Annotated in this window: 11 protein-coding genes; 8 read left to right on the top strand and 3 right to left on the bottom strand. The window is 72.8% G+C overall.

Annotated features, from left to right (window positions below; genetic code table 11):
* Positions 1–191: 191 nt before the first annotated feature.
* From LLS1_RS03325 to LLS1_RS03315, 3 genes are read left to right on the top strand one after another with little or no spacing between them, the layout of a single operon-like run.
* Positions 192–938 (top strand): 3-hydroxybutyrate dehydrogenase, encoded by a 747-nt coding sequence (locus LLS1_RS03325; protein ID WP_226653585.1) that lies wholly within the window; start codon positions 192–194, stop codon positions 936–938.
* Complete coding sequence (locus LLS1_RS03320) at positions 935–1,840, top strand: alpha/beta fold hydrolase (RefSeq protein ID WP_226653584.1); 906 nt, start codon at positions 935–937, stop codon at positions 1,838–1,840. Before LLS1_RS03325 ends, LLS1_RS03320 begins: the two co-directional genes overlap by 4 nt.
* On the top strand, positions 1,837–2,889 hold the full coding sequence (locus LLS1_RS03315) for an alpha/beta fold hydrolase (protein ID WP_226653583.1): 1,053 nt from the start codon (positions 1,837–1,839) through the stop codon (positions 2,887–2,889). The genes LLS1_RS03320 and LLS1_RS03315 overlap by 4 nt, the downstream gene beginning before the upstream one ends.
* Before the next feature lie 81 nt (positions 2,890–2,970).
* Here the strand turns inward: LLS1_RS03315 and LLS1_RS03310 are convergent, their stop codons facing one another.
* Positions 2,971–3,591 carry a TetR family transcriptional regulator C-terminal domain-containing protein gene (locus tag LLS1_RS03310; protein WP_226653582.1) on the bottom strand — a complete coding sequence of 207 codons (621 nt, stop codon included), beginning with the start codon at positions 3,589–3,591 and terminating at the stop codon, positions 2,971–2,973.
* A 77-nt stretch (positions 3,592–3,668) separates the two neighbouring features.
* On the opposite strand from LLS1_RS03310, the gene LLS1_RS03305 reads away from it, so the two are divergent.
* Positions 3,669–4,727, top strand: a complete 1,059-nt coding sequence (locus LLS1_RS03305) for an agmatine/peptidylarginine deiminase (RefSeq protein ID WP_226653581.1) — start codon at positions 3,669–3,671, stop codon at positions 4,725–4,727.
* On the top strand, positions 4,724–6,445 hold the full coding sequence (locus tag LLS1_RS03300; RefSeq protein ID WP_226653580.1) for an amidase: 1,722 nt from the start codon (positions 4,724–4,726) through the stop codon (positions 6,443–6,445). Before LLS1_RS03305 ends, LLS1_RS03300 begins: the two co-directional genes overlap by 4 nt.
* Before the next feature lie 61 nt (positions 6,446–6,506).
* Here the strand turns inward: LLS1_RS03300 and LLS1_RS03295 are convergent, their stop codons facing one another.
* Positions 6,507–7,199 (bottom strand): DUF4386 domain-containing protein, encoded by a 693-nt coding sequence (locus LLS1_RS03295; RefSeq protein WP_226653579.1) that lies wholly within the window; start codon positions 7,197–7,199, stop codon positions 6,507–6,509.
* Between the two features lie 80 nt (positions 7,200–7,279).
* Here LLS1_RS03295 and LLS1_RS03290 point away from each other — a divergent pair, with 80 nt between their 5' ends.
* Positions 7,280–8,047, top strand: coding sequence for a TetR/AcrR family transcriptional regulator (locus tag LLS1_RS03290; protein WP_226653578.1), 768 nt, complete (start codon positions 7,280–7,282; stop codon positions 8,045–8,047).
* Positions 8,048–8,080: 33 nt separating this feature from the next.
* Here LLS1_RS03290 and LLS1_RS03285 read toward each other — a convergent pair whose 3' ends face one another.
* Positions 8,081–8,752, bottom strand: a complete 672-nt coding sequence (locus tag LLS1_RS03285; protein WP_226653577.1) for a hypothetical protein — start codon at positions 8,750–8,752, stop codon at positions 8,081–8,083.
* A 245-nt stretch (positions 8,753–8,997) separates the two neighbouring features.
* On the opposite strand from LLS1_RS03285, the gene LLS1_RS03280 reads away from it, so the two are divergent.
* Positions 8,998–9,573, top strand: a complete 576-nt coding sequence (locus tag LLS1_RS03280) for a M15 family metallopeptidase (RefSeq protein WP_226653576.1) — start codon at positions 8,998–9,000, stop codon at positions 9,571–9,573.
* Positions 9,574–9,631: 58 nt separating this feature from the next.
* Positions 9,632–11,068 carry an argininosuccinate synthase gene (gene argG / locus LLS1_RS03275; RefSeq protein WP_226653575.1) on the top strand — a complete coding sequence of 479 codons (1,437 nt, stop codon included), beginning with the start codon at positions 9,632–9,634 and terminating at the stop codon, positions 11,066–11,068.
* The last annotated feature ends 58 nt before the right edge of the window (positions 11,069–11,126 follow it).

Raw genomic sequence — 11,126 nt, 5'->3', positions numbered from 1 at the left:
ACATCCCCCGCGCCGCCCCCCCCCCGCGCCCCCCCCGCCGCAATCGCGGGGTCGCATCCCGCCGCTCTGCGCATGGCGGAGCGACGGAATGCGACCCCGCTGTGCGGCAGCGGGCCACCCGCCCTTCCGCTCGCGCCCGCCGCGGCGTTAGAGTGCGGCCAGGGCCGTGCGCGCCCATCGGGAGGAGTGTCGTGACCGATCTCTCGGGCCGCAGGGCCCTCGTCACCGGAGGCGCCAGCGGCATCGGCCGTGCGTGCGTCGAGGCGCTCGCCGGCGCGGGTGCCCACGTCACCATCGCCGATCTCAACGGGGACGCCGCGCGTGCGGTCGCCGAGAGCGTCGGCGGCGAGGCGTGGGAGGTCGACCTGTCGCAGACGGAGGCCCTCGACGACCTGCGCCTCGACGTCGACATCCTGGTCAACAACGCGGGCATCCAGCACGTGCGCCCCATCGAGGAGTTCGAGCCGGAGCGCTTCCGGCTGCTGCTGACGATCATGCTGGAGGCGCCGTTCCTGCTGGTGCGGGCGGCACTGCCCGGCATGTACGAGCGCGGGTTCGGCCGCGTCGTCAACATCTCGAGCGTGCACGGTCTGCGCGCCTCCGCGTACAAGTCGGCGTACGTCGCCGCCAAGCACGGCCTGGAGGGCCTGTCGAAGGTGACCGCGCTCGAGGGCGGCCCGCACGGCGTCACGTCCAACTGCATCAACCCCGGCTACGTGCGCACTCCCCTCGTCGAGAAGCAGATCGCCGACCAGGCGCGTCTGCACGGCATCCCCGAGGCGGAGGTGGTCGAGAAGGTGATGCTGACCGAGTCCGCGATCAAGCAGCTCGTCGAGCCGACGGAGGTCGCGAGCCTGGCGCTGTGGCTCGCCGGCGATGACTCCCGCATGGTCACCGGCGCCAGCTACACGATGGACGGCGGGTGGAGCGCGCGGTGACCGGCTACCGCACGTTCCGGGCCCCGGTCCCCGGCGGCGAGCTGGCCGGCGGCGTCTGGAACACCGATGCTCCGGCCGCGGGCGGCTCGTCCGGCCCGACGCTCGTCGCCATCCACGGCATCACGGCCAGCCACCGCGCGTGGGAGCTCGTCGCGGCCGCCCTTCCCGACACTCGCCTGATCGCGCCCGACCTCCGTGGCCGCGGCCGCAGCTCCGGGCTGCCGGGCCCGTATCGGCTCGTGGACCATGCCGACGACGTCGTCCGGGCGATGGATGCGCTCGGCGTCGACCGCGCGCCGGTCGTGGGTCACTCGATGGGCGCGTTCGTCGCGGTGCGCGTCGCCGAACGCCATCCCGACCGTGTCGAGCGGCTGGTGCTCGTGGACGGCGGGCTCCCGATCCCCCAGCCGCCCGGTGTCGCCCCGGAGGACCTCCCCTCCGTCGTGCTCGGGCCCGCGCTGCAGCGTCTCGGGATGCGGTTCGCGTCACCCGAGGAGTACCGCGCGTTCTGGCACGCTCACCCGGCGATCGGCCCGTGGTGGAACGACGCCATCGAGCGGTACGTCGACTACGACCTGGTCGGTGAGGCGCCCGCGCTGCGGTCCAGCGCGGCCGAGGCCGCCGTCTCGGTGAACGCTCTCGAACTGGACGGCAGCGCCGGATACGCCGAGGCGCTGGCCGGGTTGACGCTGCCTCTCGCCTTCCTCCGGGCACCGCGCGGCCTACTCGACGCCGACCCGCTGTACGACCCGTCGGTGGTCGCCGACTGGGCCCGCCGGCTGCCCGCGATGCGCGTGCACGAGACCGACGACCTCAACCACTACACGATCGTGATGACCGAGGACGGCGTGCGGCAGGTCCTCCCGCTGCTCCACCCCACCCGAACCGAGGAGACCCCATGACCGGAACCCTGCTCGCGGGCGTCGCCGCCCGACGCGTTCCCACCGACCGCCTCTCGGCGAACGTGCTCGAACGTCCCTCGTCGGGGGAGGCGCAGGCGACCGTGCTGTTCGTGCACGGCAACGTGTCGTCGTCGCTGTTCTGGCAGCCGCTGATGCTGGCGCTCCCGCACACGGTCCGCGCGCTCGCCGTCGACCTGCGCGGCTTCGGCGACTCCGAGACCCTGCCGGTGGACGCCACCCGCGGCGTGCGCGACTTCTCCGACGATGTCGCCGCGGTCGCGGACGCCCTCGGAACGGGACCGGTGCACCTCGTCGGCTGGAGCATGGGCGGCGGCGTCGCGATGCAGCTCCTCCTCGACCGCCCGGACCTGGTGCGCACCCTCACCCTCGTCTCCACGGTGTCGCCGTACGGCTTCGGCGGCACAGGTGCGGACGGCGGGCTTCTCAACGCCGACGCGTCGGGTACCGGAGGCGGCGGCGCGAACCCGGACTTCGTAGCACGGCTGCGGGCGGGCGACACGGGCGAGGAGTCCCCGACTTCGCCGCGCGCCGTCTACCGTTCGTCGTACGTCGCCCCGGGCTTCCAGTCCGACTTCGAGGACCTCTGGGTGGAGTCGATGCTCAGCACCGCGACCGGCGAGGACAACTATCCGGGCGACGCGTCCGCGACCGAGCACTGGCCGGGATTCGGCCCCGGCACCCGAGGGGTGCTCAACACGATGGCGCCGACCTACTTCGACACCTCCGGCATCGTCGACCTCGCGGAGAAGCCGCCCGTGCTGTGGATCCACGGCGCGCTCGACGCGATCGTGGGCGACGCCTCCTACTTCGACCTCAACCAGCTCGGCGCGGCCGGGATCGTCCCGGGCTGGCCGGGAGAGGAGGTCGCGCCTCCGCAGCCGATGCTCGCCCAGACCCGCGCCGTGCTCGACCGCTACGCGGCGGCCGGGGGCAGCTCCCGCGAGGTCGTCTTCGACGACTGCGGCCACTCGCCCCACATCGAGAAGCCCGACGAGTTCCTCGCGGAACTGCTCGCGCATCTCGGCTGAGCGCCGAGAGAGATCAGTCGTAGCGACCTCGGCGGCGACTCACCCGCGACGACTCACCGGCAACGACTCACCGGCAACGACTCACCCCTCGGCGAGAGCGAGGAGCGCACCGCGGTCGAGGCCGAGCATGCCCTCGACGGCATGGGCCAGGAGGGGGTGCCGCTCGCCCGCGCCGCCCCAGCGGACCAGTCCCTGAGCGTTGAGGCCGTCGATCGTGCCGAGCAGCTGCCAGGCGGCCGCGGCGGCGTCGGGCACACGGAACTCGCCGGTGGCGACGCCCTCCTCCACCACCTCCAGGAGCAGCGCCTGCCAGGCGTCCATCTGCTCCCGGACCGCTACCGCGAGCCGTTCGTTGCGACGGCCGAGGGCGAAGGCCTCGACCCAGACCGTGGTCACGTCGTCGCGCGTGCCGTCGAGCAGGGTCCGCAGCACGGCGGCGATCCGCCCGATCGGGCCGTTCTCGGCTGCGAGCAGGGCGCGCACCTCGCCGATCTCCGGTGCGACCGCGGCCGCGAACGTCGTCGCGACCAGCTCGTCCATCACGGGGTGGTAGTGGGCCACCAGGGCCGGCGTGACGGCGGCCCGGGAGGCGACGCCGCGCATCGTGACGGCGGTGAGGCCCTGGTCGAGCGCCAGATCGCGCGCGGCGTCCGCGATCGCGGCACGGCGTTCGGCGGGTGGACGGCGGGCTGCTCTTGACATGGTGGGTTCAGTATAGGTACCTTCGAGCACATCTATTGATCACTCGATCAACAAAGTCACGACCGACGGAGGTTCGCATGAGCTGGCGTATGCCCGCCGAGACCGCACCGCACGAGCGCACCTGGATGGCCTTCCCGCGCGCCGGGATCACCCTCGGCGACGACGCCGCCTCGGCGGAGGAGGCCTACGCCGCCTGGACCGCCGTCGCCCACGCGACCGCGGAGTTCGAGCCGGTCACGATGGTCGTGGACCCGAGCGAGCGCGCTCGCGCCGCGCGCATGCTCGGCTCCCACATCGAACAGGTGGAGGCGCCCCTCGACGAGTTCTGGATGCGCGACTTCGGCCCGACCTTCGTCCTCGACGACGAGCGCCCCGGTGTGCTCGGCGCGGTCGACTGGGTCTTCAACGGGTGGGGGGACCCGGCCTGGAGCGAGTGGGAGAAGTCGGCGGAGATCGCCCGCTTCGTCGCCGACCGCACGGGCGCGGAGCTCGTCAGCTCGCTGCTGGTGAACGAGGGCGGCGGCATCCACGTCGACGGCGGCGGGACCGTGCTGGTCACCGAGACCGTGCAGCTCGATCCGCGCCGCAACAGGTACGCCGACAAGGCCCGCGTGGAGGCCGAGCTCGCCCGCACGATCGGCGCGACCCACGTGGTCTGGCTGCCGCGCGGCCTCACCCGTGACTACGACGACTTCGGAACCAACGGCCACGTCGACATCGTGGCGACCATCCCCTCCCCCGGCCGTCTGCTCCTGCACAGCCAGCGCGACCCCGAGCACCCCGACCACGCCGTCTCGCGCGAGCTGCGCGCGCTGCTCGCCGACACCACGGACGCCGCCGGGCGTTCGTGGGAGATCGTCGACCTCCCGGCGCCCGCCACCCTGCGCGACGCGGAGGGCTTCGTCGACTGGAGCTACGTGAACCACCTCGTCGTGAACGACGGCGTCGTCGCGTGCGGCTTCGGCGAGGAGCGCGCCGATGCCGAGGCGACCGAGATCCTGGAGGCCGTCTACCCGGGCCGTCGGGTCGTCATGGTCGACTCGCGGCCGATCTTCGAGCGCGGCGGCGGCATCCACTGCATCACGCAGCAGCAGCCCCTCGTCCCCGGGTCGGCGTCTGCGGCGGCCGCGCGATGAGCGTCGACGTCGTCGAGGCGACGATCGCGCAGCTGCGTTCGGCGCTCGAGAGCGGAGCGACGACAGCGGTGGAGCTGGTGGAGGCGTACCTCGCCCGCATCGACGCCTACGACACGGCCGGCCCGCGCCTCAACGCGGTCGTGGTGCGCGACCCCGGTGCGCTCGCGGCGGCGCGCGCGTCCGACGAACGGCGCGCCCGGGGCGAGACACGCGGGCCGCTGGACGGCATCCCGTACACCGCGAAGGACAGCTACCTCGCCCGCGGGCTCACCGCCGCCGCCGGCTCGCCCGCGTTCGAGCACCTGATCGCGCAGCGCGATGCCTTCACGATCGAGCGGCTGCGCGCCGGCGGTGCCGTCTTGCTCGGCCTCACCAACATGCCCCCGATGGCGAACGGCGGCATGCAGCGCGGCGTCTACGGGCGCGCCGAGAGCCCTTACAACGCCGACTTCCTCCCGGCGGCCTTCGGCTCCGGCTCGTCGAACGGATCGGGCGCCGCCACCGCGGCGAGCTTCGCGGCCTTCGGGCTCGGCGAGGAGACGTGGTCGTCCGGCCGAGCCCCCGCCTCCAACAACGCCCTCTGCGCGTACACCCCGTCGCGCGGCGTCATCTCGGTGCGCGGCAACTGGCCGCTCGTGCCGACGATGGACGTCGTCGTGCCGCACGCGCGCACCATGGCGGACCTCCTGGAGGTGCTGGAGGTCGTCGTGGCCGACGATGCGGAGACCCGCGGGGACTTCTGGCGCGTGCAGCCGTGGATCGATATCCCCGCGTCGTCCGCGGTGCGGCCCGCGTCGTACCCGGCGCTCGGCCGAGACGCCTCCGGGGCGGACCTCGCAGGCAAGCGGTTCGGCATCCCGCGCATGTACATCAATGCCGATCCGGAGGCCGGGACCGGCACCGGTGGACCGACGGGCAGGGGCGGGATCGGCGGCGCGACCGGTCAGCGCATCGAGACGCGGCCCTCGGTGATCGCCCTCTGGGAGGAGGCCCGGCGAGCGCTGGAGGCCGCCGGGGCGGAGGTTGTCGAGGTCGACTTCCCGGTCGTCTCGAACTACGAGGGCGACCGCGCCGGAGCCCCGACCATCGCGACGCGCGGGCTGGTCTCTCCCGAGTACCTGCACAGCGAGATCGTGGACCTCTCCGCCTGGGGCTGGGAGGACTTCCTCCGAGCCAACGGCGATCCCGCGCTGCACACGCTGGCCGAGGTGGACGGCGCGGCCATCTTCCCGCCCCCGCCCGGCGCGCTCCCCGACCGCTACACGGGCTTCGACGACGACATCGCCGAATACCCCGCATGGGTGCGGTCGCATCCCGGGGCGACACTGGAGAGCATCCCGCACCTGGCGGAGGGGCTCCGCGGCCTGGAGGAGACCCGCCGCGTCGACCTCGAGCAGTGGATGGACGCGCTCGGCCTCGACGCCGTCGTCTTCCCCGCCGTCGCGGATGTGGCGCCCGCCGATATGGACGTCGACCCCGCGTCCGCCGACCTCGGCTGGCGCAACGGGGTGTGGGTCGCGAACGGCAACCTCGTCCCGCGCCACCTCGGCATCCCGACGGTGACCGTGCCGATGGGCACGATGGCCGACATCGGCATGCCGGTCGGGCTCACCTTCGCGGGTCGCGCGTACGACGACACCGCCCTGCTGTCGCTGGCCGCCGCCTTCGAGGCCACCGGCACGCGCCGCACGGAGCCGCCGCGCACCCCGCGTCTCTGAGCGGGGGCGCCGGCGCGGGCGATTCGAGCCGCGTGTCGGGAACGGCCGGGGGGTATCACCCTCATTCCGTCCGGACGTGCGCGGGCGCGTCGGGCGTCGCCGTGTGGGCGGGAGCGGACTCGCGCATCCCGACGATGAGGAGGTACAGCGCGAGCGACAGCTCCCACGCGAACATCGGCGCCGCCGCGATGCCGCCGGCGGCCGAGACCTGCGGGATGAGCCCGTAGAGAATTCCCATCGCCGACGCGAGCAGGCTCGCGCAGCCGACGAGCCCGAGGATCGGGATCCACCGGGGAACGAGCCCCGAGCGCAGGAGCAGGATCGCGAGGAGTGCCGTGCTGGCGATGAGGACGACGTTGGGTCCGAGCAGGAACGTAGCGTCGTGGAGCGCGACCAGGGCCGCGGTGACCGGTCCGCCGCCCGCCGGCTCCGCGCCGCGCGCCGCGTCGAGCGCCAGCACGCTCGCGACGCCGGTGAGGATGATCGCCGCTTCGAGGGTCCTGAGCGCGACGTGGCCGAGGGCGAACGCCGCCCCGGAACGCTTCACGACCGGATAGAGGCCGACCGCCGTGCCGACGACCGAGAGCGCCAGCACAACCTCCAGCAGCGCGCCGGTGCGAGCGGCGCCGTGCACGACCGACCCCGAAGCACCGCCGAGCAGCGGCGCATAGAGCACGGTCGCGACGACGGAGGTGGCGTGCGTGACGAGGTAGAGCACGCCGACGGCGAGGGAGGTGCGCCTGAGTGGGGCCATGATCGCTCCTTTTCGTAAGGTGTACGGTGTACACCTTTGAACGATAGGTGTACGGCGTACGCTTGTCAATGGAGGGGCGGATGACGACGATCGACGGTGAGGCGACCGACAGGACGACCGGGCGGCGCGCACGACTGAACCGCGACGCCGTGCTGCGGCGTGCGGTCGAGCTCGCCGATGCCGAGTCGCTCGACGCCGTGAGCATGCGCCGCCTGGCCGGGGAGCTCGATGTGGTCCCGATGGCTCTCTACAAGCACGTCTCGGGCAAGGACGATCTGACGACCGGGATGCTCGACCTGGTGGTGCGCGGCATCGCGCACGGCGACGACGACACAGGTCTCCCGGCATCATCGGTCGACGGCGAACCGGATCCCTGGCGGTCGGCTCTCCGACGGCGCATCCTGGCCGCGCGAGCCTCCCTTCTGGAGCACCCGTGGGCATTGGCGGTGATCGAGTCGAGCACGACGCCCACGCCCGCCGTCCTCGACTACATCGAGGGCACGATCGCGCTCTTCCTTAATGGCGGATTCTCCGCCGGCCTCACGCACCAGCTCATGCACGCCCTCGGTTCGCGCCTGTGGGGCTTCACCCATGAACTGTTCCCCACACCGCCCCCGGCCTCCGCGGACGAGGCCGCCGCAGCCGCGGCCCAGCTCGCCGACCGCTATCCGTGCATCCTGCGCATCGCCGACGCCGCCCACCACGGTCGTGACACCATCCTGGGACCGGGCTGCGACGACCAGTACGAGTTCGAGTTCACGCTCGACCTGCTGCTCGACGGGTTCGAGGCGCGAAGGGCGGCGGAGCGCCGCGACGCGACGCCGCGCGACGTGCAGCCGAAGGCCTGACCGCGGGAAGCGGCCGTCACCCGTCCTCACCGCCTACGCCGTCACCCCGCACCCTTCCGCCGTGACGCGGTCGTCCGTTCCGACCTGGACGACCACGATCGCGTCGTCCGTCCGCCACGCCCCGAACACGATGGAGCGGCCCGCGCCATCGCTCACGGCGTAGGTGAGGAGCGCCTCGCCCTCGACCGAGGTGCGCCGGGCGTCGGGATACGCGATCGTCACCTGCCCGATGGTCGAGCCGAGGCCGATGCCGTCCGAGGTGCGCGGGGAGACGCCCGCAGCCGCCGGAGCCCCGGCGGAGGCGACCACGATCTGCGTGACGCCGTCGGCGGCGGACTCCGCGGTGCCGATGCGCAGCCCCGACGGTCCCGTGACGAAGTCGAGGCCGCAGGCGCCGGCTGGGGGCTCCGGCGCGAACGCGGCGAGCGCCTCCTCCCGCGCTGTCGACGCGTCGCCCAGCACGACAGGCCCCACACCGGCGTAACCGATGGTCCAGGTCTCCGGCCGCGCGGGATCGGCCGCCCCTGCAGCATTCCCCGCACCGGGCCCCTCTCCCGGCACCGCGGTGCCGGACGGCGCTCCGTTCGCCCCTGCTCCGCTCGTCGCCGCCCCGCTCGGCGCGATCGTCTCGGAGCCGGGGGCCGCCTGAGGTGTCGTGCAACCACTCAGTGCGAGCGCCAGCCCGACGGCGGCCACCGCCCCCACGAGTCCGCCCCACCTCCCTGCACGCGCCCGCTGTTCCGCGCCGACGCCCCGGAGCCGCGCACGCCCTCGAAGCCGCGCACACCGTCGCACTCCCCGCATACGCCCCCTCGAATCCATCCGTTCCCACAACCTATCCATCGCACCCTCCCCCTCACCAGCGATCCTCGCGCGGATCACTCCCCCGATGGACGCGGATGCGCCTTTCGGTGGATGACGGCGCTCTCCACCGTTGCGAGGGTGGAGGAATGCTCCTCCCGCGTCGCCTCCTTCTCACCACGGCCCTGACCGTGTCCGCCGTGCTCGCCCTCGCCGGGTGCACGGCAGCGACGCCCGGGACCCCCTCCGGCTCGGGCGCCGGTGCGGCGCTCGGCGCGGGCGGCGCGCTGACCGATGACGACGGGTACATCCCCGAGGGGGCCTCCCTCCCGCTCGACAGCGATGCGCCCGCGGTGCAGCGCCTGAGCCCGGCTCTGCTCGACGCCCTGCGCGAGGCGCGGTCCGTCGCTCTCGGCCGCGGGACGGACATCACGATCGCCGACGGCTGGCGCTCCGAGCGCTACCAGGAGCAGTTGTTCGCCGACGCGGTCCGCACCTACGGCAGCGAGGAGGAGGCGTCCCGCTGGGTCAAACGCGGAGCCGACTCGGCACACGTCACCGGCGACGCGGTCGACATCGCGACCGCAGACGCGATGGACTTCCTGAACCGCTTCGGCGCCGAATGGGGGATCTGCCAGGCGTACGCGAACGAGCTGTGGCACTTCGAGCTCCTCGCCGATCCCGGCGGCGACTGCCCGGCGCCGGCGGCGGACGGCCGCGGCTGACCGGCGGGGTCCCGACACCCGCCGCCCGCGCCGTCCCCTTCCCTCTAAACTTGTGGTCGTGTCCAAAGTCTTGAGCAGTCTCCCGGTCGGTGAACGAGTCGGCATCGCGTTCTCGGGGGGTCTCGACACCTCCTGCGCGGTCGCCTGGATGCGCGAGAAGGGTGCGATCCCCTGCACCTACACCGCGGACATCGGGCAGTACGACGAGCCGAACATCGGTGAGGTCCCCGGTCGCGCCCACGAGTACGGCGCCGAGATCGCCCGCCTCGTCGATGCGAAGGCCTCCCTTGTGGAGGAGGGCCTGATCGCCCTGCAGTGCGGCGCGTTCCACATCCGCTCCGGCGGCAAGACCTACTTCAACACCACTCCGCTGGGCCGCGCGGTCACCGGCATCATGCTGGTCCGGGCGATGATGGAGGACGGCGTCGAGATCTGGGGCGACGGCTCCACCTACAAGGGCAACGACATCGAGCGGTTCTACCGTTACGGCCTCGTCGCCAACCCGCGCCTGCGCATCTACAAGCCGTGGCTCGACTCCGCGTTCGTCGAGGAGCTCGGCGGCCGCAAGGAGATGAGCGAGTGGCTCGTCGCCCGCGGCTTCCCGTACCGCGATGCGACCGAAAAGGCGTACTCGACCGACGCGAACATCTGGGGTGCGACGCACGAGGCGAAGCGGCTCGAGGAGCTCGACGCCGGTCTCGACATCGTCGACCCGATCATGGGCGTCGCCGCGTGGCGGGAAGACGTCGAGGTCGCCCCGGAGACCGTGTCCGTGCGCTTCGAGGCGGGCCGTCCGGTCGCCCTCAACGGCGTCGAGTTCCCCGACGCGGTCGCTCTGGTGCTCGAGGCGAACGCCATCGGAGGCCGCCACGGCCTCGGCGCGTCCGACCAGATCGAGAACCGCATCATCGAGGCGAAGAGCCGCGGCATCTACGAGGCGCCGGGCATGGCCCTGCTGCACATCGCGTACGAGCGCCTCCTCAACGCCATCCACAACGAGGACACGGTCGCCAATTACCACGACGAGGGCCGCCGACTGGGCCGTCTGATGTACGAGGGCCGCTGGCTCGACCCGCAGTCGCTCATGCTGCGCGAGTCGCTGCAGCGCTGGGTCGGCTCGGCGATCACCGGCGAGGTCACCCTGCGCCTCCGCCGCGGCGACGACTACACGATCCTGGACACGACCGGCCCGGCGCTCAGCTACCACCCGGACAAGCTGTCGATGGAGCGCGTCGGCAACGCCGCGTTCGGCCCCGGAGACCGCATCGGCCAGCTGACCATGCGCAATCTCGACATCGCCGACTCACGCTCGCGCCTCGAGCAGTACGCGGCCTCGGGTCTGATCGGCGGCCCGACCGCCGATCTCGTCGGCACCCTGGAGGCCGGCAGCGCCCGCGCCATCCTGGAGCTCGACGTCACCGACACGGACGACACCCTCGCCCGCGAGATCGACGCCAGCTCCGAGGGCGCCGCTTTCGACGCCGGCACCGACTGAGCAGAACCCCTCCCGCGAGCGCGAGATAGTCAGCCGGCTGAGTATCTGGCGTAGGGTG

The sequence above is a fragment of the Leifsonia sp. LS1 genome (assembly GCF_020521355.1).
In the GTDB taxonomy this organism is placed as follows: domain Bacteria; phylum Actinomycetota; class Actinomycetes; order Actinomycetales; family Microbacteriaceae; genus Leifsonia.
This window is presented reverse-complemented; position numbering and strand designations above follow the sequence as displayed.